15 protein-coding genes are annotated in these 23,275 nt (G+C 69.2%); 10 read left to right on the forward strand and 5 right to left on the reverse strand.

Annotated features, from left to right (window positions below):
• Positions 1-36 precede the first annotated feature (36 nt).
• The gene (locus DMH03_RS40305; protein ID WP_199749211.1) at positions 37-834 is read left to right on the forward strand and encodes an alpha/beta fold hydrolase; all 798 of its coding nucleotides are present in this window, start codon (positions 37-39) and stop codon (positions 832-834) included.
• Here DMH03_RS40305 and DMH03_RS40310 read toward each other — a convergent pair.
• A complete protein-coding gene (locus DMH03_RS40310; RefSeq protein WP_125797265.1) occupies positions 827-3,532 on the reverse strand; it encodes a BTAD domain-containing putative transcriptional regulator in 2,706 nt (901 codons plus the stop codon). The two genes, DMH03_RS40305 and DMH03_RS40310, sit on opposite strands and share 8 nt — an antisense overlap.
• A 124-nt stretch (positions 3,533-3,656) precedes the next feature.
• Between DMH03_RS40310 and DMH03_RS40315 the strand changes: the two genes are divergently transcribed.
• Entirely contained in the window at positions 3,657-4,145 is a 489-nt protein-coding gene (locus DMH03_RS40315; protein WP_125797266.1) for a hypothetical protein, read from the forward strand.
• A gap of 318 nt (positions 4,146-4,463) precedes the next feature.
• On the opposite strand, the gene DMH03_RS40320 is transcribed toward DMH03_RS40315, so the two are convergent.
• On the reverse strand, positions 4,464-5,276 hold the full coding sequence (locus tag DMH03_RS40320; RefSeq protein ID WP_125797267.1) for an SAM-dependent methyltransferase: 813 nt from the start codon (positions 5,274-5,276) through the stop codon (positions 4,464-4,466).
• 171 nt (positions 5,277-5,447) lie between these two features.
• On the opposite strand from DMH03_RS40320, the gene DMH03_RS40325 reads away from it, so the two are divergent.
• From DMH03_RS40325 to DMH03_RS40345, 5 genes are all read left to right on the forward strand, one after another.
• Positions 5,448-6,785 (forward strand): cytochrome P450, encoded by a 1,338-nt coding sequence (locus DMH03_RS40325; RefSeq protein ID WP_125797268.1) that lies wholly within the window; start codon positions 5,448-5,450, stop codon positions 6,783-6,785.
• Positions 6,786-6,861: 76 nt separating this feature from the next.
• Positions 6,862-7,911, forward strand: a complete 1,050-nt coding sequence (locus tag DMH03_RS40330) for an alpha/beta hydrolase (protein ID WP_125797269.1) — start codon at positions 6,862-6,864, stop codon at positions 7,909-7,911.
• A 105-nt stretch (positions 7,912-8,016) separates the two neighbouring features.
• Entirely contained in the window at positions 8,017-10,131 is a 2,115-nt protein-coding gene (locus DMH03_RS40335) for an EAL domain-containing protein (protein WP_125797270.1), read from the forward strand.
• A 297-nt stretch (positions 10,132-10,428) separates the two neighbouring features.
• Positions 10,429-12,012: a substrate-binding and VWA domain-containing protein gene (locus tag DMH03_RS40340; protein ID WP_125797323.1), complete on the forward strand. Its 1,584-nt coding sequence runs from the start codon at positions 10,429-10,431 to the stop codon at positions 12,010-12,012.
• An 8-nt stretch (positions 12,013-12,020) separates the two neighbouring features.
• On the forward strand, positions 12,021-13,766 hold the full coding sequence (locus DMH03_RS40345) for a hypothetical protein (RefSeq protein ID WP_125797324.1): 1,746 nt from the start codon (positions 12,021-12,023) through the stop codon (positions 13,764-13,766).
• On the opposite strand, the gene DMH03_RS40350 is transcribed toward DMH03_RS40345, so the two are convergent.
• Positions 13,760-14,464, reverse strand: a complete 705-nt coding sequence (locus DMH03_RS40350; protein ID WP_125797271.1) for a class I SAM-dependent methyltransferase — start codon at positions 14,462-14,464, stop codon at positions 13,760-13,762. The genes DMH03_RS40345 and DMH03_RS40350 overlap by 7 nt on opposite strands.
• 39 nt (positions 14,465-14,503) lie before the next feature.
• Between DMH03_RS40350 and DMH03_RS40355 the strand changes: the two genes are divergently transcribed.
• The gene (locus DMH03_RS40355; protein WP_125797272.1) at positions 14,504-18,442 is read left to right on the forward strand and encodes an alpha-(1->3)-arabinofuranosyltransferase; all 3,939 of its coding nucleotides are present in this window, start codon (positions 14,504-14,506) and stop codon (positions 18,440-18,442) included.
• Here the strand turns inward: DMH03_RS40355 and DMH03_RS40360 are convergent.
• Positions 18,410-19,300: a hypothetical protein gene (locus DMH03_RS40360; protein ID WP_125797273.1), complete on the reverse strand. Its 891-nt coding sequence runs from the start codon at positions 19,298-19,300 to the stop codon at positions 18,410-18,412. The genes DMH03_RS40355 and DMH03_RS40360 overlap by 33 nt on opposite strands.
• Positions 19,301-19,472: 172 nt before the next feature.
• Positions 19,473-20,669 carry a lipopolysaccharide biosynthesis protein gene (locus DMH03_RS40365; RefSeq protein ID WP_125797274.1) on the reverse strand — a complete coding sequence of 399 codons (1,197 nt, stop codon included), beginning with the start codon at positions 20,667-20,669 and terminating at the stop codon, positions 19,473-19,475.
• 68 nt (positions 20,670-20,737) lie between these two features.
• On the opposite strand from DMH03_RS40365, the gene DMH03_RS40370 reads away from it, so the two are divergent.
• Both DMH03_RS40370 and DMH03_RS40375 read left to right on the forward strand, forming a co-directional pair.
• A complete protein-coding gene (locus DMH03_RS40370; protein ID WP_125797275.1) occupies positions 20,738-22,429 on the forward strand; it encodes a hypothetical protein in 1,692 nt (563 codons plus the stop codon).
• A gap of 3 nt (positions 22,430-22,432) precedes the next feature.
• The gene (locus DMH03_RS40375) at positions 22,433-22,612 is read left to right on the forward strand and encodes a hypothetical protein (RefSeq protein WP_125786340.1); all 180 of its coding nucleotides are present in this window, start codon (positions 22,433-22,435) and stop codon (positions 22,610-22,612) included.
• Positions 22,613-23,275 lie beyond the last annotated feature (663 nt).

A 23,275-nucleotide genomic window follows, 5' to 3' on the forward strand; every position in this document is an offset into this window, starting at 1 on the left:
ACGAAGCTAGAGTCAAGCGACCCTGTGGAGGACATGATGACCACCTCGTTCGAGACCGTGACCTCGGCCGACGGCACCCTGATCGCCTTCGATCGCACCGGAGCGGGCACGCCGGTGATCCTGGCGGGTGGCGCGTTCAACGACCGCACGACCGTCGCCGGCCTGGCCGCGACGCTGGCCGCGGACTTCACCGTGATCGCCTACGACCGGCGAGGGCGGGGCGACAGCGGCGCGGGCGCGGTTTATTCGGTGGAGCGTGAGGTCGAAGATCTCGCCGCGCTGATCGAGCACGTGGGTGGTTCGGCGGCGGTCTTCGGGCACTCGTCGGGAGCCGTGCTCGGGCTGGAGGCGGCCGCGAGAGGCGTCGCCATGACGAGTCTCGCCGTGTACGAGCCGCCGTACGTCGTCGACGACAGCCGTCCGAAGCCCCCTGTCGACCTCTTCGACCGCGTCCGGACCTTGATCGCCGACGGCGACCGTGACGGCGCGGCGGAACTCTTCCTGGTCGAGGGGACGGCCACGCCGGCGGAGGTCGTCAAGGGTATGCGGGACGACCCGTTCTGGGCGTGGTTCACCGGACTCGCCCACACGCTGCCCTACGACCTCGCCCTGTGCGGTCCCGGCAACGTGCTGCCCGCCGACAGGCTGGCCAAGATCTCGGTGCCCACGCTGGTGATGGACGGCGGGGAGAGCGACGCCTGGCTGCGGGCAGGCGCCCGCGCGGTCGCCGGCACGGTCCCCGGCGCCCGGCACCCCACTGTGGAGGGACAGGACCACGGCGTCCTCCACCGGCCGGACACCCTGCGCGGCCTGCTCACCGAGTTCCTCAGGTGACGGCCTTCAGCGGCTCGGCCGGCAGGCCCATCGCGGCGTAGTGGTCCCGTGCGGCCCGGGTCTGGCCGAGCCCGGCCAGTGCGCGGGCCTCCTGCAGCCGGTAGCCGATCCGCCTCGCCGTTTCGAGTGCGAGCCGATGGTGCCGGAGCCCCGCCGACGTCTCGCCGAGCGCGAGGCAGGCGGTACCCAGGCTGTTGGCCGCCATGGCCAGCAGCAACGGATGGTTGAGCCGGGTCAGGATGGCGCACGCGCGTTCGGCCTGCTCGCGCGCGTCGGCGGGCCGGTGGGCGAGCAGCAGGGCGTCGGCGTGGTCGATCCGGCTCCACGCCTCCCCGAACAGGTAGCCGAGGTCCCGCGACGAGTCGATCGACCGCTTGATGACCTCGAATGCCTCCTCGAAGCGGCCGAGCCGGGCCAGCACCAGACCGAGCTGGGCCGAGCTCAGGATCGTGCCGGGGGCGTCTTCGCGCAGTGCCACCGACCGCCGGGCCGAGGTCAGCGCGTCGTCCAGGTTGCCGAGGACCTCGTGGGTGTTGCTGAGATTGGTCCAGAGCGTGGCGGCGGCGTCGGTGCCGGCGTCCGCGACGGCCAGGCCGTCGCGATAGAACCGGATCGCTTCGGCGTAGCGGCCGAGCATGCTGTGCAGAGCACCCGCTCTGGACAGGGCGAGCGCCTCGGCCGCGCGGTCGCCGGAGGTGCGGACGACGTCCAGCCGTTCCATGGCGCAACCCATGCCTTCGGTGAGCCTCCCGTTCTCCCAGAACGCCAGGGTGAGGCTCGCCAGGCTCAACTGGATCGCTCCCGGGGCACCGATCCGGCGGGCGGCGGCGAGCCCGGTCCGCGCCACGGCGAGCAGTTCGTCGAGGTGCCCGCTCTCCCGCAGGTGTTCCGTGGTGTCTTCGGCGATCCGCCAGGCGTACTCGTCGAGACCGGCGTCGAAGGCGTGCCGGGTCACCGCAACCAGGTTCGCCCGTTCCGTCCGGTACCAGCCGGAGCCGCCGCCGTCGCGGTAGTGATCGAGCAGCCTGCCCATCGCCGGACCCGATTCCTCGTCGCGCGCGACGTTGCGGGCGTGCTCGGCGATCAGGTCATGGAACGCGTAGCGGCCCAATGCGGGCTGCCTGAGCAGGTGGGCGTCGAGGAGGTCTTCCAGCAGACGCTCGGCCTCGTGTTCGCCGGCACCGGCCAGTGCGGCCGCCGCGGGCACGCCGATGTCGGCACCGGGATTCCGCCCCAGCAACCGGAACAGGCGTTGTTGCGCGGCATCGAGTTCCCGATAGGACAGGGCGAAGGCCGCGGCCACGTCGCGTCCCGCGACGGTCAGCTCGGCCAGCCTGTCGTGCTCGGAACCCAGCCGTTCGACCAGTGTCTCCACGGTCCACTGTGGACGATTCTGCAGGCGCGCGGCCGCGATCCGGATCGCCAGCGGCAGATTCCCGCACAACGCGGCCACCCCCGAGTCCGGCCGCCCGGACGCCGCCGCGAACAGGGCGCCCGCCTGTTCGTCCGGCAGCACTTCGAGACTGATCGACGCGGCGCCGTCGACGGCGGACAGGCGGCGCCTGCCGGTGACCAGGAGGCCGACCGTGGCCGAACCGGGCAGGAGCGGCCGCAACTGGCCGGCGCTCGCGGCGTTGTCGAGCACCACGAGCAGGGACCGGCCCGCCGTTCTGGTGCGCCACAACTCCGCACGCCGGTCCACGCCGCCGGGCAGCCGGCTCGCCGGGACGTCCAGCTGCCCGAGCAGGGCTTCCAGCGCGGCCTCGGGCGGGAGCGGTTCGCGGGCGGGGGAGTGGCCGTGCAGATCCACGAACAGTTGCCCGTCGGGGAAATCGGCGGCCAGTCTGTGCGCGGCGTGGACGGCGAGCGAGGTCTTGCCGACCCCGGCCATCCCGTCGACGGCCACGGGGCGGCCGAGCCGGACGGCGTCGAACAGGCGGCGGAGTTCGGCCTCCCTGCCGGTGAAATCCGGGATGTCGTAGGGGAGGAAGCAGCGTGTCTTGCCGTATTCCGGCTCGTCACGGAGGATCCGCTCGTAGAGTTCGCGCAGCTTCGGGCCGGGGTCGAGGCCGAGTTCCTCCACCAGCCGCGTCCGAGCCTGCCGGTAGACGTTCAGCGCGTCGGCTTGCCTGCCCTGCTGGTGCAGCGCGCGCATGAGCAGTCCGGCGAACGGTTCCCGGAGCGGGTGCTCGGCGACCAACGCGGTCAGCTCCGCGACGGAGTCTTCCCCGGCGGAGATCTCTTCGTCGAGGCAACGCTCCACAAGGGACAGACGACGTTCGTCGAGTTCGTCGGCCTCGCCGCGCAAAGCCATACTGTCCACACCGGACAGTGCAGGTCCGCGCCAGCACGCCAGCGCTTCGCGGAACTCGCCCCGCGAGACGTGCTCCTCGAACGTGCGCAGGTCGAAGACGAGCGGGCGCAGGACGAAGCCAGGCCCTTCGGCGGTCAGGACGTCTTCGGCGGCGCCCTCGGCGACGAGCGTGCGCTTCAACGCCGTGGTGAGGTTGCGGATCTGGCGGATGGCCGTGGCGGGCGGATCCTCGTCCCAGACGACGTCCACCAGCCGCGATACGGAGACGACGCGATCGGCGCCGAGCAGCAGCGCGGCCAGGATCCGCTCCTGCCGCGAGCCCGCCAGCTTCAGCGCCCGCGCGCCGTTCCGGCACTGCACCGGCCCCAAGATCCGGAACTCCATCGCACCCCCTCCCGCGAGGTTAACCGGCCGTCCGCCCGCGCCGGTGCGGAAGTGATGCAGCTGTGATGCGCCGTCCGGAGAACCTGCTTCCGGACCAGATACGGGACGTGATGAGGAGAACCCCATGCGCAAGCGGTATTACGCGGCGTCGGCCGGGCTGATCGTGGCCGCGGCGGGAATCGGTGTGCCCGCCGCGGCGGCGGCGAGCGACCAGCGGGCGGAGGCGGAACGGCAGTCCTGCCAGCGCGCGTTCGACCGCGCGGTCTGGGAGGACATGGACAGCTTCAACAAACGCGACGAGGCCCGCTACCGGGCGATCATCCACCAGAACATGGTGACCGTCGGGCGCCGGGGACAGTTGTTCATCGGCTACGACGCCAACGTCGACCCGGTGGTCAACGAGCAGTTCAAGGTCCCGTACGAGTACAGCATGCCGTGGACGGTGACCCACACCGTCGTCGAGGACTGCAAGATGGGCTTCGCGATCCTCGACGCCTACTACAAGGTGCCGTCGCAGAACGTCAACCGGCACTACACGATCAGCCTGACGCTGGTACGCGAGCACGGCAAGTGGCAGGTCATCAAGGACACCGTGACCGACGTGCTGCCCTGAGGGGGTCGTGAGTGGCAATTCGGGTTAGAACTAAGGGTGTCTTCGGTATCTACGTGGATTCCGGCCGCGTTGGTGCCAGGCCCGGTCCGTGAAGGCCTCCTTGAGGGACTCTGGGTCCCTCAAGGAGGCCTTCACGGACTCGGCATCGCCACGTCCGCCCCACAGGCACCAGCAGTCACAAAGGTGGCGCGTGAAGGCCCCCTTCCCTCGGCTCAGCCGAGGAAACTCGACCTTCACACCTTGCCGAGGTACATGAAGGACCCCTTCCTGTACCTAGGCGCAAGGAAGGGGTCCTTCATGTACTCACGAGGCTGGCCCCTACGGCTTCCGGCCCACCCCGGCGTACGGCAGCGAGTTGATCTCCGGGTCCTCGGACATGTCCCCGGCACCTTGCGGGTTCCACATCGCGCAGCCGACGACGCCGGGCTCGAGGACGTCGAAGCCCTCGAAGAACGAAAGCACCTGGTCGTGGGTCCGGGGGATGGGGTTGTTCTGGGTGCTCTTGTACGCCTCGATGGCCTCGTCGAGGCCGCTCGAGTTCGCGTCGGCGGCGACGTGCGAGAGGGCGAGGAAGCTGCCGGGTGCCAGGCGCTCCCGGTAGCGCGCCAGAATCGCGTGCGGTTCCCACGAGTCCGGCACGAAATGCAGCAGCAGCAACATGAACAGACCGACCGGCTGGTCGAGGTCCAGCAGTTCCCTGGTCTCCGGCGCGTCGAGGATGGCGTTGGTGTCGCGCAGGTCGGCCTGGATCGTCGCGCACCGGTCGTTGCCACGCAGCAGCAGTCTGGCGTGGGCGACGGCGACCGATTCGCGGTCGACGTAGACCACCCGGCAGGACGGGTCGGCCTGCTGGACGATCTCGTGGAGGTTGCCGACGGTCGGGATGCCGGAGCCGATGTCGAGGAACTGCCGCACCCCCGCGTCCACCATGTGCAGCGCGGCGCGCCGCAGGAAGGCGCGGTTGAGCCGGGCCGCGTCGCGGATGCCCGGCATGATCTTCAGGATCTGTTCACCCAGGTCGCGGTCGGCCTGGAAGTTGTGGTCGCCGTCGAGCCAGTAGTCGTAGACCCGGGCGGGATTCGGCACGGCCGTGTCGACCTCGGGGGGTACCCAGCTCAGGTTCGAAGTCACCGTCGTGGCCGCCGTTCGGTTGGGATCCGTTGGGGCACAGGAGTCTATCGGTCACGCGGGGCCATGCGGCCATCGTCCGATCGTGTGGATGTGCGGCCGCGACACTCCGTCCGCGTTCCGGCGGTCCTAAGGTGACCGGGTTCAGCGCCCAGGCACCGGGAGACGAGCACGATGGCACCACTGGACGTCGCTGTCGCACCAGGCCGGTGGCCGGTGCTCGGGCATACCGTGCCGATGCTCCGCGACCCGCTGAAACTGTTGACGTCACTGCGATCGCACGGCGACGTCGTCCGCCTCGACTTCGGCCCGATGCCGGTTTATCTGGTCACCACGCCGGAGCTGGCCTGGCGGCTGCTCGCCGTCGACGCGGCGAAGTTCGACAAAGGCATCGTGTTCGACAAAATGCGGCCGTTGTTCGGCGACGGGCTCGCGACTTCGAACGGCGCTTTCAACCAGCGGCAACGACGGATGATGCTGCCCGCTTTCCAGCGAAGCCGCATCGCGCTCTACGCCGAGACGACGATGATGAAGCTCGCTGTAGACCTTGCCGACACGTGGAAACCGGGCGAGGTGGTGGAATTCGACCGGCGGATGCAGGACCTCGCGCTGACCATCTCCGGGCGCACACTGTTCTCCACCGAACTCGGCGACGACGCGCTCACCGAAATCCAGCGGTCGATCCCGATCATGCTGAAGTACGTCATGGTCCGGGCCTTCGCGCCGAAGTTCGTGGAACGGCTGCCGATCGCGGCGAACCGCGAGTTCGACGCGGCGGCCGCGCGGCTGCGGCGGGTCATCGGCGACGCCGTCCTCAAGGCGCGCGAGAAGGGCGGCGACCAGGGCGATCTGCTGTCGATGTTGTTGCTGGCCAAGGACGACGAGACCGGCGAGAAGATGACCGACCGGCAGGTGGAGGACGAGGTCATCACGATCCTCACCACCGGCGCCGAGACCACGGCCGTCGCGCTCGCGTGGTTCTTCCACGAGATCGGGGCGCGGCCGGACATCGAGCGCCGCTTCCACGCCGAGGTCGACGAGGTGCTGGCGGGCGGGCCCGCGCGATTCGAACACCTGCCGCGCCTGGTCTACACGCAGCGGATCATCAACGAGGTCGTCCGCCGCACGCCGCCGGTGATCCTCATGCGGCGGGCGCGGGAGGACGTCGAACTCGGCGGTGTGCGCATCCCCGCCGGTACCGAGGTCGCGGTCAGCCAGCACACGCTGCACCGCGATCCACGCTGGTTCCCCGAACCCGAACGGTTCGACCCGGATCGCTGGGAGCCCGAGCGCGCCGCCGAGGTGCCCAAAGGCGCGTTCATCCCGTTCGGCGCCGGCGCGCGGCTGTGCCCCGGCCACCAATTCGCACCGACGGAAATCGCCTTGGTGGCGGCGACGATCGGCGCGCGGTGGCGGTTGGAACCGGTGCCAGGGGTCAAGGTCTTCCCCAAGATCAAAGCGACGATGCAGCCGAACCGGTTACCGATGATCGCGCTGCCGCGAACGGCCTGACGGTGAGTGTTCGATCACCGGGTGTAGGGTTCATGCTCCTTCCGAGCGTTCCGATTCCGGAGAGGGTTCTGTGAGAATGCCGCTCAAACTGGCCGCGGTGGTGGCCGCCTGCTGCGCGGTCCTCGGTGGTTTCCTGGTCGCCGCGCCGGCCGCGGCCGTCGACATCCGGTGTTCCGACCTGGATCTGCCGGTCACCGGCCCGCTCGGCGAACCCGCCACGGTGCACGGCCGGTTCTGCGTGCCCGAAGGTCCGGCGCCCACGGCGGTTCAGCTGCTGGTGCACGGCGGCACGTACAACGGCGCCTACTGGGACCTGCCCTACGACCCGGATCGCTACTCCTATCAGCGGGACATGGCCAAGCACGGCTACGCGACCTTCGCCGCGGATCAGCTCGGTTCGGGCGGGAGCAGCAAACCGTTCAGTCCTCCGCTCCTGCTGCCGGTGCTGGCCCGGTCGATGCATGAGGTGATCGGCCATCTGCGCGCGGGGCGGGCCGGCGGTACGCCGTTCGAGAAGGTCGTGATCGTCGGGCATTCGGTCGGTTCGGGCATCGTCGCGGCCGAGGCCTCGACGTATCAGGACGTGGACGGCGTGATCCTCACCGGTGTCACGCATCTGCCGTCGGTACCCGCCTTGACCCTCGGCGTGGCTCTCGGTCTCCAGCCCGCCTTCGCGGACGACAAGCTCGGTTCGGTCGGCAGTGATCCGCTTTATTTCACGACCAAACCGGGAGCACGTGCCGGCCTGTTCTACGCGACGGAAAATACCGATCCGCGGGTCATCGAGGCCGACGAGGCGACCAAGGACCAGGTCGCGGTCCCGGGAATGGGAACCGTCGCCGTGTTCGGCATCGTGCTGCCCGCGACGAAGGCGATCAGGGTGCCGGTTTTCCAGGCGGTCGGGGAGAAGGACATCCTGTTCTGCGGCCTGTTCGCGCTCCGGGACTGCTCGAACGCGCGGACGTTGCGTCCGGCGGAAGCGCCGTTCTATCGGCCGGAGGCCGAACTTTCCACGTATGTTCTGTCCGGTGCCGGACATTCGCTGGCATTGCACCGCAACGCGTCCCAGTATCGGGACGCCACCCGCGGTTGGCTGAGGGAAAAGGTCGGTATTGCAGTACCGTAGGGTGACCACCCGATCAGGTGGACGGTTGACCGTGAGTACGGCCAGAGAATCGTGGAGGATGGTTCTTCACGACGGAATACGAAAACGACCCCAGGACCGGCGGACGTGACTTTCCCACTTCCGGACGGCGATGAGTTCCCGGTATCGCCGGACGCCCAGAAGAGAGCTTCATCCTCCGCATCGCCGAAGCGGAAGAACACCGCGCCGACCCGCGCCACGCTGGCCCGCAAGTGGGCCTACCTGGTCACCGGAACGGCGTATCTTCCGTATACTCACGCCCAGATCGAAGAGCATTTCGCCGCTCTCCTCGACGAGATCTTCGCGGCGGTCCTGAGTGAAGACGCCGAGCCCGCGCAGGCCGCCGAAGCCGGCGCGCGACTCGTCGCACTCAGGTGTGTCGGGCCGGACAGCCTCCGTCGCACGATGGACGTACTCGGCAAGGGGCTTTTGCATGAGCCGGAGCTGCGGAGCGTGAAGTCACTCCCCGAACGGGTGCTGCAGGTGCTCGGCGCGCTCGCGTCGGGTTACGGCGAGGCGTTGCGCGAGAGCATCCAGACACAGCAAGAGGATCTGAGTCGTACGCTGGTCACGATCGAACGCGAGACCCGGCGTGAACTGGTGCTCACGCAGGCGCGTTTCGAGCAGCTGTTCACCGGTTCGGCCACCGGGGTCGCCGTCACCAGGGTGGACGGCCGCGTCCAGCGGGTGAACCCGGCGTTCGCCGAAATGCTGAACCGGCCCGTCGCGGACCTGACCGGGCTCAACCTCTACGACCTGGTCCATCCGGAAGACGCCGAGGGCTTGCGCGAGGGGTACCGGAAGCTGCTCGAAGGCGAGAGCCAGCGGCTCGAGCTGTCGCGAAGACTCGTGGCCGACGAGGAAGAACCGACGTGGGCAGGCTTCACCGGCGCGGTGATCCGCGACCCGGCGGGTGAGGCCCAGCAGTTGATCACCCTCGTCGACGGCGACACCGACGTTTCGCTGCTGCAGCGGCAGCTGAGCCGTCAAGCCCTGCACGACCCGTTGACCGGCCTGCCGAACAGGCAGTGCTTCGGCACCCGGCTGGAACGGGCGCTGCGGCACGCCGACCCGTCGTTCGGCATCACGGTCTATCACCTCGACCTCGACGGATTCTCCCTGATCGCCGGCGGGCTCGGCCAGAAACAGAGCGACGACCTGCTGAAGAACGTCGCCGCGAAGCTGCGCGCCGTCGTCGGCGGCGAGGACGCGCTCATCGCCAGGATCGGCGGCGACGAGTTCGGCATCCTCATCCAGAACACCGCGACCAGCCCGGACGTCGCCACCGTGATCGGCATGATCAACCAGGAGCTGTCCGAACCGGTGTACCTCGAAGGCGGCAGCGGCGTCGCGGTTTCGGCTTGTGTCGGGGTGGTCCACCGGCCGCCGAGGGACATCGCGCCGCACGAACTGCTGCGCGTCTCCGACATGACACTGCGCCGGGCGCAGGCCAACGGCTATCGGCAATGGGCGCTGTCCGACTCCGTCCTCGACACCAGGGAGCGGCACGAGTTCGGCTTGGCCGTCTCCATGGCGGGCGCCTGGGAGACCGGCGAGGTCGAAGTGCACTTCCGGCCGCTGACCTGGCTGGCGGACAGCAGGCCCGCGGGGATCGAGGCGAGACTCGTCTGGAACCATCCGCGCCACGGCCGGATCGGTCACGACACCTGCGTCCGCTTCGCCAACGACACCGGTCTCATCCTGCCGCTCGGCGAATGGCTCATCCGCACGGCCTGCGAGGAGTCGGACGACAGGCTCCCGATGGTGGTGAGCCTGACGCCGAACCAGGCCGCGGATCCCGATCTCGTCGGCTCGGTGCGGAGTGTGCTCTCCACGACCGGTCTGGGGCCGTCACGGCTGCGGCTGGGCTTCCCCGCCGGTGCCGTACTCGCCGAACTCGGGGAGACCGTCGACAACCTGCACCTCCTCGCCGAGATCGGGGTGGACGCGGAACTGCAGGACTTCGGCGCGGCCGGTGACATCGTCTGCCTCGTGGACGTGCCCGTGAAGACGGTCCGGATCGCTCCCCGGCTGGCGGAGCGGCGGACGGAACCACTGGCGGAACGGTCGCTGCGGAACCTCATCGAGACCGCGGCCATGGCGGGTGCGACGGTGATCGCGGACGGGATCGATTCGACCGGGGACGCCGGATGGTGGCAGTCCGCCGGTGCCCACATCGGGGCGGGACGGTACTTCGGTTAGGCCAAGCCTCATCTCGCGTGACCAAATGGACGGCACACGTGACCAGATGGACGACACGCGTGATCAGGAGGACGACACGCGTGACTGGGGGCTCCATCGTGTGTCGTCCTCCTGATCACGCGAGATGTCCGCCCAATCACGTGTGTCGTCCGTCTGATCACGCGTGATGTCCGTCTGGACACGACTTCGGTTAGGCCGTTTGCCGCAGCGGGAGGCGCTAAGTTACCCGAGGGTTGACGTTCGCGGGCGGATTGGGCAACATCCCAGGTCCTCACCCCGCACCTCGGAGGCATGCACATGCAGGTAGGTCCGAGGCGTGGCGGGCGTTTCACCGCGCCCGTCGTCGTCTTGAGCCTCTTGCTGGTGATCGCGCTCGGTGCCTGGTGGGGCGTGGATTACCTCCGGGCCCGGTTGGCTGGCAACGGTTGCGACGCGTTGACGCCGGTCGAGATCACCGCCGCCCCCGACGTGGCGCCCGTGCTCACACGGCTCGCGCAGACCGTGCCGCAAGAAGAATGCTTCAGTGTCAACGTGACCGCGAGCGAGTCGGCCGCGACCGCCGACCTGCTCGGGACCACCACCTCGGGCGGGCCCGACGTCTGGATCCCCGAGTCGAGCACGATGTTGTCGCAGGCCAGGGACGCCGGCGCGTGGAACCTGCCGGAATCCGGTCAGTCGGTGGCGAACTCGCCGGTGGTACTGGGACTTCCCGACGAAACCGCGCGGCGGTTCGGCTGGCCGGGGAAAGCTCCTTCCTGGCAAGAGATCCTCGACGGCTCACCGGTCGGTTTCCCCGACCCGGCGCGCGATCCGCTGGGTGTCGGCACCTTGCTCGCCCTGCGGAAGCTGACCGAGAAGGAGCCCGATCCGGCCGCGGCCCTCACCGCCGTCATGCGGAAACTGAACCCCGCCCCCGGCCAGGCCCCGGCAGCCTTCCCTGCCACCGAACAATCCGTGCTCGCGCGGAATCTGGTGGCGGCGTATCCGGGTGTCCCGGTGCAGGGGTTCGACTACCCGTATGTCGTGCTGCCCAAGGCGTCCGAAGCGTCGAGGAGCGCGGCGGAACGCTTTTTGCGGCTGTTGCTCGATCCGCTCGCCGGCGGCATCTTCGCCGACGCGGGATTCCGTGCGCCCACCGGGCAGTTCGCCGTGCCGCGGGCGCGGGACAGCCGGACCGATCCGGCGCCGCATCCGGCGGGTGCCCCGCCCGCGACCGAGCTGTACGCCGTACTGCAGGCTTGGGCGGGGACGAACCTGAGCGCCCGCGTCCAGGTGCTGCTCGACGTCTCCGGTTCGATGGCCGCCGCCGTGCCGGGTACCGGGAAGAGCCGGATGGACCTCACGTTGCAGGCCGCGACGCAGGGACTCGGCCTGTTCAAACCCACCACGGAACTGGGTTTGTGGCTGTTCTCGACCAAATTGGACGGTGGCAAGGACCATCGCGTCCTGCTGCCGATGAAGACGATCGCCGAACAGAAGAGTTCGGGCGGTGTCGGGCAGTTGCAGGCCGTGCGGCCGAAAGCCGGTGGGGCGACGGGGCTCTACGATTCGATCCTCGCCGCGTACCAGAACGCCAGGCAGAACTGGAAACCCGGCCGGATCAACCTGGTCGTCGTCCTCACCGATGGGCGCAACGAAGACAGCGAGACGATCGGGCTGCCGCGGTTGCTGGAAGAACTGGGCAAACTCCAGGATCCTCGGAAACCGTTGCCGGTCATCGGAATCGGCATCGGGCCGGACATCGACGCGTCCGAACTACGCCAGGTTTCCACCGCCACCGGCGGCGATTCGTTCACCACCCCCGATCCGCGGAAGATCTCGGACGTTTTCTACCAGGCGCTGAGCAAGATCATGTGCCAGCCGCCGATCTGCAAGAATTGAGGCAGGACTTGCTCGTCCGGGGGAAGAGACCTTCGCCGGTCACGCTCGCCGCGTTCGTCGCGGGCGTGGTCCCGTTCGTCCTGCACGCGTGGGCCGCGCTGCGCGGCAGTCTCGCGCAAGACGACTTCGTCATCACCTACCACGCCGCGAAGTCGGGCCCGTTCGACTTCGGCTACTTCTTCCAGGACTACCACGGCCACCTCGCGCCGGGCGGATTCCTGCTCGCCGACGTGCTGACCGCGTGGGCGCCGCTGAACTTCGCCGTGCTGATGGCGCCGGTCCTGCTGATGCAGGCGGCGGCCTCGGTACTGCTGTGGGCGGTGCTGGTGCGCTGTTTCGGCCGCCGGTGGGGGATTCTCGTCCCGTTCACGATGTTCACGACGTCGACCTTGCTGCTCGTCCCGACGTTGTGGTGGGCCTACGCGATCCAGATCGCGCCCGTTCTGCTGGCCACCACCGCCGCGCTGCACGCCCACGTGCGGTACCTCGCCGACGGCGGACGCTGGGCGATCGCCACCGTGGGCTGGACCCTCTTCGGGCTGGCCTTCTACGAGAAGGCGGTGTTCATCCCGGTACTGGTCGCCGGGATCACCGTGCTGCTCGGGATTTCCCTGCGGCGTCACGTCGTGCTCATGGGAGTGTTCGGCGTCGTCCTCGCGGGTTACGCCGCCGTTTTCCTGGCGTTGACCACGAGTCAGGTCGGGCAGGGTGGCGGCCCGGTCACCGTCGGCACGGTCGCGGACATGACGGGCCGGATGCTCGGAGACACTCTGGTGCCGGGGATGGCGGGCGGACCTTGGTCAGGGCCGGGTCCTGGTGCGACGTTCGCCGCTTCTCCCGTGGTGGTAAGGATTGTGCTGCTGCTCGTGGCCGTCGGGGTGCTGTTCGCCGGGGTACGCGTGGGCGGGCTCCGGGCCAGGAAGGCGTGGATTCTGCTGGGCCTGGTGTTCGTCGCGGACATCGGGCTTTCGGCGGCCACCCGGCTCACCGAGGTCGGCCCGGAACTGGGCAGCGATCCCCGCTACGTCGCCGATCTCGCGCTCGTCGTCGTGCTGTGTCTCGCTTTCGCCTTCCTGGAGCCGAAACCGTTCGATCGGCCGGCGGATTCCGAGCCGTCCACGGCGAAACGGCCGCTTGCCCTGGCGTTGTGCCTCGCCCTGATCGCGAGTTCCGCCGTGGGGTTCTCCCGGCTGGCGCCCGGACTGCGGTTCGAACACTCCCGGGAATTCCTCGCCAACGCGCGGGCCTCGATCGAACGCGATCCCGCTCTCGTCCTGTACGACACGATGGTGCCGAACGACATCCTGCACGGCTGGTTCGGCGAGAACGCCCGCACCTCGCGGGTGGTGGGCCTGATCCCCGGTGCCTTGTTCGACCAGCCGACGAGCCGGATGTCCCTTTTGGACGATACCGGCACCGCGAGGACGATCGTCGGTGTGGAACCGGTTTCCCGCGGCCTGCCCGGCCCGGTGGCGGGCTGCGGCTACACCGTCGGCGAGCAACTGGTCCGGGTTCCGTTGGACACCCCCGTTCTCGGCCGCCACCTGCTGCGGATCGACTATTTCACCTCGGACGGCGGTGAAGGTTTCGTCGACCGCGACGGGGTGCGCGTGCCCGTCTGGTTCCAGCCCGGCCTGCATACGATGTACCTGCCGATCGAGGGCCTGTTCGACAAGATCGGCTTTCAGTTGTCCGCGAAGGGTGCTCCCGTCTGTCTCGTGAAGGTCGACGTCGGCAGGCCGCTCACTCAGTAAGGGTCGTACGGGCTGTCGTGGCCGAAGACCTTCGCCACGGGTGCCAACCGCAGCCGCAGCAGGATCTTGATCCCGACGTTGCGGATGAACCACGGCAACTGGGCGATCACGCGCAGCCTGTCCTTCGCCGACGGCGGGGCGAGCCGGAACCGGGCCATCGACGTCGCGCGGTCGAGATAGGTGTAGCGCCGTCCGAAGAGGACTTTCGCGATCGTGCCCAAGGTGACGCCGATCGACGAAAAGCAGTCGTGGACCAGGATTTCCCCACCGGCGGTCAGGTTCTCCGACCAGCGGAGGTCGTCGGTGTAGGTCCAGTAGTCGTGTTTGCCGTCGATGTAGAGCAACTGGATCGGGCGGTCCCAGCGCGGCCGGAGCTTCGTGCTGTACTCCGCCACGAGTTCCACGACGTCTTCGACGCCCGCCTTTCTCAGGTTGGCCTCGAATCGTTGGCGTGTCGGCGATCCGCCGAACAGGCGGCCGTCGACGAACGGGTCGACGGCGACCACCCGCGCGCCGACCGTGCAGGCGGCACTGGCGAGCACGATCGTCGAACGGCCCTGGTGGCTGCCGATTTCGACGATGAGGTCGCCCTTGTCCAGGCGGCACGCCGCGGTCCACAAGGCAAGGCCCTGCTCCCGCGTCATCCAGCCCTTGACGGGTTCGGCGAGCGACCACGCTTCTTCGAAACCGTCTGTCATAGGCGCATAGTAGCCACGTTTCCGCCTAGTATCTACCGGATGGTAACCCCCGGGGCGCTTGTGAAACGGCCCAGCACGTGGATCGTGCTGGCGCTCACCGTGCTGTCCTTTGTGCAGCGTCCCGGCAGGACGACCTTCGACACGAAACTCGACCTCGCGGTGGATCCGCTCGCCTTCCTCGGCAGGGCGCTGCACCTGTGGAATCCCCAGGCGACGGCGGGGGAGTTGCAGAACCAGGCGTACGGCTACCTGTTCCCGATGGGGCCGTTCTTCGCACTGTGCCAAGCCGTCGGGGTACCGGTGTGGATCGCGCAGCGGCTGTGGTGCGCGATCCTGCTCTCGGTCGCGTTCGGCGGCGCGCTGCTGGTGGCCCGCGCGCTGAAAATAGGGAACGAACGGACTCGGCTGATCGGAGCAGTCGGTTACGCCCTCGCGCCGAGGATGGTCACCGAAATCGGTTCGCTGTCCTCGGAGATGCTGCCCGCCGTCCTGCTGCCGTGGGTGCTGCTGCCGCTGATCCTCGCCGACCGCGTCGGCTCGCCACGTCGCGCCGCCGGGTTGTCGGCGCTCGCCGTGCTGTGCATGGGCGGGATCAACGGCGCGATGGTCGTGATGGCGCTCGTACTGCCCGGGTTGTGGCTGCTGACCAGGAAATGGCGGAGTACGCACGTCGAACTCGTCATCTGGTGGTTCGTCTTCGTCGCCGGCGTGATGCTGTGGTGGATCCTGCCGCTGGTTCTGCTCGGCCAGTACAGCCTGCCGTTCCTCGACTACATCGAGTCCGCGACGAACACCACGGCGCCGATGTCGTTGTTCGAGGTGCTGCGCGGCACGAACCAGTGGGTCGCCTATGTCGTGCAGGGCACGCCGTGGTGGCCGTCGGGCTGGGCCCTGATCGACAATCCCGTGCTGATGGCGGCCACCGGGCTGGTGGCCGCGGTCGAGCTGACCGACCTCGCGCGGCGCGGCCTGCCCGAGCGGCGGTTCCTGGTGCTCGGCGTCTTGACCGGGCTGACGCTGCTGACCGTCGGCTATGTCGGGACGCTCGACAGTCCACTGGCGGAACCCGTCCGGCAGCTGCTCGACGGCCCGCTCGCGCCACTGCGGAACGTGCACAAGTTCGAGCCGGTGCTGCGGCTGCCGCTGATGCTGGCCTTCGTCCACGGCATCACGAGCGCCGCGCCCGCGCTGCGGCGGCATCTGCGGCCCGCGCTGGGGGCCCTGTTGGTCGTGGTGATGGCCGCGCCGGTGTGGTTGCTGACGTTGCGGCCGGGGCCGGGCTGGGACGAGGTGCCGGGATATTGGTACGACGCGATGGGCCACGTCGCCAAGACCGACGCGACGGCGCGCACGCTGCTGCTGCCCGCGACCGGCTTCGGCGAATACGACTGGGGCCGCACGGTGGACGAACCGGCGCAGGCCATCGCGGACAGCCCGTGGGCCGTGCGCAACCAGGTCCCGCTGGGCTCGGAGGGCAACACCCGCCTGATGGACTCGATCGACGCGGCCCTGGCCGACGGCAGAGGCGGTCCCGGGCTCGCCGCGCTGCTCGCGCGGTCGGGCTACCGGTTCCTGGTGCTGCGCGGCGACATCGACCGCGCCAAGGTCGGCGCGCCCGATTTCACGACGTTGCGCGCCGGGCTGGCGGGATCGCCGGGGATCGAGAAGTCGGCCCAGTTCGGGCCGCTGGAGATCTTCGAGGTGGAACGGCCGGTTCCGCTCGTCACCGCGACGTCCGCGAAGGACGTCCCGACGGTGAGCGGTGGCCCGGAGAACCTGTTGCCGTTGATGAACTCCGGACAGCTCGATCCCGGCACGCCGACGGTGCTGACCGGGGACGGCGGCTCGCCGACCGGGCCGAGGCTGGTCACCGACGGGCTGCGCCGCGCCGAACGCAACGTCGGCGGGGTGCGGGACAACCTGAGCCAGACGCTGACCGCCGGGGAATCGCCGCGACAGCAACGAGCCGCGCTCGACGTGCTGCCGTTCCCCGGCGAGCAGCACCAGACCGTGGCCGCGTACCGGGGGATCCGCTCGGTGAACGCCTCGACGGCGGCGTCGTTCGCGGACGCGTTCGGCGGCTCGGATCCGAGCCATCAGCCGTTCGCCGCGGTGGACGGGGATCCCCGCACCGCTTGGCATTCGTCGAGCTTCACCGGCCCGATCGGCCAATGGCTCGAAGTCGAACTGGACACCCCGAGGCTGGTGAACACGGTCGATCTCGCGATGGTCGACGACATCCGCGTCGGCTGGCCTGCCACCCGGATCCTGATCACGACGGACAACGGTTCCGTCGATCACCAGGTCGTCCGGGGCGAGGGGGCGCACTCCTATCCGGCGCCGCCGGGGGTGACGCGCAAGGTGCGGATCACGTTGCTGTCGCTCGTGGTCGGCAGGCAGGACGGCAACGTCGGGATCTCGGAGCTGAAGATCCCCGGCGTCGATCCGCAACGCGCGCTCGAAGTGCCAGCGGACCTGTCCGCCGGTGCGGCGCCGGGCTTCGCGTTCACGCGGGGTCAGCAGCCGAGGTACGCGTGTGTGCCGGACGGCGAGCACGTCCGCTGTGACGCCAACGCGGCCCGCGACGGTGAAGAACCGGACGGGATCCGGCGGCTGTTCTCCACGACGTCGCGGAATGCCTACGAATTCGGCGGCACCGTGCTGCCCGCCGGTGGCGGCCGGGTTCCGGTGGCCCTGCCGGGCGTGCGGGTGTCCGCGACGTCGCAGCTGGGCGGGGATCCGTCGGCGAGCGCGTTCGCCGCGGTGGACGGGAATCCGGCGACTACGTGGCTGCCCGACATCACCGACCTGCGGCCGACATTGACTCTGGAGTGGGAGAAACCCCAGACCATCTCCGGTATCCGGATCGCCGCCGATCCACGCGCGCCCGCGCGGCTGGAGCTGACGACACCGACGTCGAGCCGTTCCGTCGAACTCGACGCCTCCGGCGCGGCGACGTTCCCGCCGCTGGAGACGTCGCAGCTGAAGATCGCGTTCGCCGGTCTCGACGACGACCAGCGGACCCGGAACTCGCTGGGCATCGGGACTCTGTCCCTGACCGGTGCCGAACTTCCCGCTCCGGACTCGGAATTCACGGTGCCCTGCGGATCGGGCCCGAACGTCCACCTGAACGGCTTCGACTACGACACTTCGGTCCGCGGCACACTCGCCGACTACCTCGCGCACCGGCCGCTGACGCTGTCCGCGTGCCCCGATTCGGCGGGCGGCGTCGACCTGGCGGCGGGCGGACACGAACTGCGTACCGACCGGTCCGAGTCCTTTGTGGTCCAGGACCTGTGGCTCAAACCCGCCGGGCAGGCCGTTTCGCCCGCCGCGCATCGCGCCGTCACCGTGGACTCCTGGGACGCGACGTCCCGGACGGTCACCGTGGCGGGCGGCGACGAGTCCATTTTGGCCGTTCCGGAAAACGCCAACGCGGGCTGGATTGCGTCACTGAACGGGACTCCGCTGGTGAAGACGCGCGTCGACGGCTGGCAGCAGGCGTGGATCCTGCCCGCGGGCTCGGGCGGAGTCGTCCAACTCGAGTTCACCCCGGACTGGAAATATCGCTCCGGCCTGCTCATCGGCGCGATCGCGATCCTGGCCGTACTGATCGGCGTGCTGTGGCCGGTCCGCCGGCGCCGCGTCTCCGTCGAGGCTGGTTCCGGTGTCGTCGTCCCCGTGGTCCTCATCGGACTGCTGGCCGTCCTCGGCGGAATGCTGCCGATCGTCCTGCTGATCGCCGTCCTGCTGGCCCGCCAGTTCAGCGAACGCGCGCCGCGGTACCTCGCTTTCGGCGGGATGGCCGCGGGAACACTCGTCGCGGTGGTGGGGCGGCTGCTGGGACACGGGCAGGAGTGGGCCTACGGTCCGGTGACGCAGGCTTCGCTGCTGCTGGCGGCGGCGGCGATGGTGGCGATGTGTGTGCCTTGGTTCAAGGGACCGTCACCGGATGTGGACGTCCGGACGGAGTCGTGACCGGGCGCTGTCCAGCGCCGCCCGGAGTTCGGCCGCGACCTCGGCGGGTTCGGAACGCAGGCGTGACGGCAGTGTCTGGAGTACCACGATCCCGGCCGCGGCATAACGGGCGTTGCGGGCGAGTGTGTCGCGGAACCCCTCGGTTCCCGCGTGGTACCCGAGGGAATCGATTTCCCAGGCGAAGCCCAGCTCGTCACACCAGCCGTCCGGCTGCGCGATGTAGACGCCGTTCGCGTCGAAGATCTTGACATTCCATCGGCACTCGGGCAGATCGGACCTCTGCCAGAGGTTCCAGGCGTCGGCCTCGGCGACCGAACGGGCGCCGCCCAGGATCGGCAGGAGCGTGTTCCGCAACGACTCCATGCCTGTCCGGCGGCCTTCCTCGAGTTCGTCGGAAAGCGCCCTTGGCAAGCAGAAGCCTCGCTGTACCGACTCGGCCATCATCGCGGTGACCGTGTCCTTGTCCCGTGTCCTTCGCACCGCGTCGATCACCGCTCGCGGTACCGGAGCTGTCGGGATGCCGGACCGTGATCTCGGTTTCGGCAGTCGGCGTGACCGTTCGATGTGGACGAACCCGCTGTCGGCGACCGAGCGCTCCGAGGGGACGAGCACGTGGACCTCGGTGGTGTCCGGGAGGTTGCGCAGGCCGTATCGCTCCAGGGCGCGCACACCGGTCAGGATCGAACCGTCACCGGCATGAAGGAGGGCGGCGAGAATCTTCTGTTCGTCCGTCGGCTCGCCGTTCTGGAGCAGCACGACGCCAGGCAGCAGCATTCGCCAGGCCTCACCGGGCTCGCAACGTCGCGAGATCGTCCGGCGTGGCATGCCGATGGCTTCGAGCTGTTTCGCCGTGATCACTGTCGAACCGCTGGTGATCAAAGGGTGGCGTACCCAGTCTCCTCTTCGCACCGGAACAGCTTGGAGTCGATCACCGACAGAATCCGGCGGCTCGGTGTCGTGACCGGACCTTTCGTGCGTGACCGTGTGGATTTTGGGACATCTGACGTCCCAAAATCCACACGGTCACGAATCAGCGACGTGACCGCCACTCCAGCACGGCCCCGGAAAGTGCCAACCCCCCGGCACAGCAAGCCGCGACAGTGACCACCTGAACCGCCGAAGAGTGCAGCCAGGCGGTCACCAGCACGGTCTCCACGACCACCGTCGTCCACATCAGCACGGTCACTCGCCGGTCGCCGGCGGCGAGGCGGGAGAACAGCAGGATCTGGACCAGCGCGAGCATCGAGCCGGCGAGGGCGAACGGCCAGACCGGCATGGTGCTGGCGGCGTAGCCGGGGCCGCCGATGAAGGAGAGCAAGCGTGGGCCGGCGACCACCGAGACGAGGAGTACGACGGCGTCGAGGGCGGCGCAGACGGCCAGGGCGGCGGGCAGGATGCGGCGCCGGTCGGCGCCGTTCGCGAAGCGGGGGAGCACCAGGACGCCGACGGCTTGGGGTAGCCAGTAGGCGATTTTCGTGACGATCGCGCCGAGTGCGTACTCGCCCGCCTCGTTCGCGGGGAGGGTGTGGCGGGCCAGTACCAGGTCGAGGTTCACCAGCAGGACCAGCGCCAGCATCGCCTGCGCCGCGTGCAGGACCTCGCCGGCGTGCCAGCCCGCCTTCCGCGGTCGTTGCCGTCCACAGAGGAGCCAGCCGCAGAAGATCACCAGGTACGAGCCGATCGCGGTGCCGGCCAGCGCGCCGGTGGCGTCGCCGCCGATCAGCAGTCCGATCAGCGAACCGCCGACCTTGCCCGCGCCTTCGAGTGACATGAGCCCGGCCAGGCGCGCGAACCGGCCGCTGCCCTGCAACAGACCGTGGAAGAGGCCGAGCAGCGTCAGCGGGCCGAGTGTGACGGCGAGCAGAAGCGCGGGCACGACGGAATCCAGGTGCAGCACGAAGACCAGTACCGGCGCCAGCAGCAGGCCGATGGCCGCGACGATGGCGCTCGTCGTGAGGCCCAGCGCCAGTAGTGTTCCCGAGTCCTGAGGTTTGCGAGCGACGCGCAGGGCGACCACGGTTTGCAGGCCCATCGCGGGTACGACGCCGATCACCAGTACCGCCAGCAGTGAACTCAGTTCACCGAACGCGCTCGGCGCGAGCAGCCGGGCGGCGATGATGCTCAGCGCGTAGGCGCCCGCGTTGTTGGCCGCCAGCGCGAGCGAAACGAGGATCGCCGCGACACGCTTGTCGGTTCTGGTCTGGCCGACCTCGACGTCTAAGCTCAACGGCGCTCCTATTACCGGCGAGTAATCGAGCGACCATAACCGCGATCGACGCGGAAAGGAAAGGGCAGTTGGACGCACGGCGTGAACGTCTCGTCCTGGCCGCGGTGTCGGCGGGGCTCGCGTCGCTGGTGTTCCTGCCGGTGCTCGGACGCGGCTTCGTCCTGAGCTACGACATGGTGTTCGCCCAGCGTCAGTCGCTGGTCCCGGACGCATTGGGCCTCGGTTCCGCGCTGCCTCGTTCCGTCCCCGCCGACGCCGTGATCGCGCTCGCGACAGCGGTGATTCCCGGCGATGTGGTGCAGAAAATCGTCCTGGTGCTTTCGCTCTTCGTAGCGGCATATGGCGCAGCACGGCTGGTGCCGACGGAGCAACTCGGTACGCGGATCGTCGCCGCCACCGCCTATGCGTGGACGGCCTATTTCGCGGAGCGGTTGTTCATCGGGCATTGGCCGCTCCTGCTCACCTACGCGTGTCTCCCGTGGATCGCGCGCGCCGCGCTTTCCCTGCGCCGGGACGAACCGAGGGCACTCGCGCGGCTGGTGCTCGCCTGCGCCCCCGCGGTGCTCACCCCACCAGGCGGCGTACTGGCCGCGCTCACCGCGCTCGTCCTGGCCGGGCCTCGGAAACTCGGGCACACCCTCGGTCTCGCCGTCGTGCTCAACCTGCCCTGGCTCGTGCCGACACTTCTGCACGAGGGCGGCACGTTGTCCGACCCCGCCGGGGTGGCCGCGTTCAGTGCCCGCGCCGAAAGCTGGGGTCCGGCGATCCTGAGCGTGCTCGGTCTCGGCGGCATCTGGAACGGCGACGTCGTCCCCGGCAGCCGGGGCGCGCCGATGGCCCCGGTGCTGATCCTCGTCACGGTCGCCGTGGCGCTGGCCGGGCTCCGGCCGCTGGCACGAAGGTGGGGGACGCCGCCCGCGAGAGCGTTGCTGCTGCTGGGGGTTCTCGGTGTCGTGCTCGCCGCACTGGCGACACTGCCGTTCGGCGAACCCGTGCTGTCCTGGGCGATGGGCCACGTTCCCGGCGCGGGATTGCTGCGGGACGCGCAGAAATGGGTGGCTTGGTGGGCGCTTCCGGTCGCACTCGGGTTCGCGCTCGCGGCCGAAGCCGCCGCCACACGCCTGCGGACCGACGCGGCGCGCCGGGTGCTCATCGTGGCGGCCGCGCTCTTTCCCTTGCTCACCACGCCCGATCTCGCCTGGGGCGGCTGGGGGAGGATCGAAGCGGTGCCCTACCCGGACGACTGGAACGCCGTCCACCGGGTGCTGGCGGAAGACGACCGGTCCGGTGACGTCGTCGCGCTGCCACTGTCCACGTTCCGCAGTTTCGCCTGGAACGATCACCGGACCCAACTGGACCCGGCGCCGCGCGCGCTGCCTGAAACCGTTCTCGTCGACGACACGTTGCGGGTCGGCGGCGAGGAGATCGCCGGCGAGGATTCCAGAATGGACCGTGTCCGCGCCGCGAAGTCGCCCGAGGACCTGTCCGCGGCCGGGATCGGCTGGATCCTGGTCGAACACGGGACGCCGGGGCGGGTCGACCCGCGGTTGCTGACCGGCGCGGAACGGGTGTGGTCCGGTGACTGGCTCACGCTTTACCGCACTCCCGGTGAGCCCGCCGTGACCGAGACGCGATCACCGATCCCCGTCGTGCTGGCAAACGGAGTAGCAGTGCTCTCGATCGCCGCCGCACTGTTGTGCCTCAAGTTACCGGTGCGTACATTGAGCCGACGCAGGAATTCCCTGCCGCGGAAGGAGTAGGTCTTGGGCACCCTCATCGGCGCGGCCGCCGCCGTCATCATCGGGCTGGCAACGGCCGCGGGCGGGAGTTACGCGCTGACGAACACCGCAGATCCGGACGCCGCACCCCAGGTGCAGGCGAAGATCAAGGAGCAGTTCAACCCGAATTCGAGCCCGGAGCACATCATTTACGGCAACCGCTGAGCCGGTGTCCCAGCTCGCTTCCGACCACGCCGGCCGGGTCGTCGGGCTCTACGGCGACCCCACCGTTTCCTGGAGCATCCTCCTGGAAGCGAGACTGTCTTCGGTGCTGACGCCGGAAAAGGCGCGGATGCGGCTGGCGGTCGCCGTCGGGGAACGGCCATGGCTCGGGGCCGCCCCCGACGTCGAAGCCGTTGCCGGTGAAGAACTTCCGGCGATCCGTGATCGCTTCGCCGAGGCGTCGTACGAACGCGGCGCGCCGTTGCTTCGCGTCGCCGTCGGCGTCGACGAACCCGTCGTGCTGATCGCCGCGCACCACGGCGCGCTCGACGGTCTCGGCCTGCTCGCCGTCCTCGGGCTGGCCCTCGACATCCCGATCTCGTCCGCAGCCAAGGGAATCGGCGCGCGTACGGCTGATCGATCCTTTCTCACGTCGGCCTTTCAGCGGCTCGCTGAAGCGCTTTTCGCGCCACCGGCCAGGATCACCCCGGAACGGGCCGAAAGTGGCTCAGGAGACGTGTTCAGCGCCCGTGTTCTCCCGCGCGCGCGGCTGGGGTCCGCGGCCTTCGCGGCGGCCGCCGCGAACCTGACCGAGACGTGGAACGCCCGGCACGGCGAGGAGACCGCCAGGGTGGTGGCCGCGGTGGGTGCCTCCTGGCGGGGCGG

The organism is Amycolatopsis sp. WAC 01376 (assembly GCF_003947415.1).
In the GTDB taxonomy this organism is placed as follows: Bacteria; Actinomycetota; Actinomycetes; order Mycobacteriales; family Pseudonocardiaceae; genus Amycolatopsis.

What these genes read in the sequence shown, in the direction of transcription:
- DMH03_RS40305 (WP_199749211.1), top strand. Translation starts at nt 37, where the DNA reads ATGACCACCTCGTTCGAGACCGTGACCTCGGCCGACGGCACCCTGATC.
- DMH03_RS40310 (WP_125797265.1), bottom strand. Translation starts at nt 3,532, where the DNA reads ATGGAGTTCCGGATCTTGGGGCCGGTGCAGTGCCGGAACGGCGCGCGG.
- DMH03_RS40315 (WP_125797266.1), top strand. Translation starts at nt 3,657, where the DNA reads ATGCGCAAGCGGTATTACGCGGCGTCGGCCGGGCTGATCGTGGCCGCG.
- DMH03_RS40325 (WP_125797268.1), top strand. Translation starts at nt 5,448, where the DNA reads ATGGCACCACTGGACGTCGCTGTCGCACCAGGCCGGTGGCCGGTGCTC.
- DMH03_RS40330 (WP_125797269.1), top strand. Translation starts at nt 6,862, where the DNA reads ATGCCGCTCAAACTGGCCGCGGTGGTGGCCGCCTGCTGCGCGGTCCTC.
- DMH03_RS40340 (WP_125797323.1), top strand. Translation starts at nt 10,429, where the DNA reads ATGCAGGTAGGTCCGAGGCGTGGCGGGCGTTTCACCGCGCCCGTCGTC.
- DMH03_RS40350 (WP_125797271.1), bottom strand. Translation starts at nt 14,464, where the DNA reads ATGACAGACGGTTTCGAAGAAGCGTGGTCGCTCGCCGAACCCGTCAAG.
- DMH03_RS40355 (WP_125797272.1), top strand. Translation starts at nt 14,504, where the DNA reads ATGGTAACCCCCGGGGCGCTTGTGAAACGGCCCAGCACGTGGATCGTG.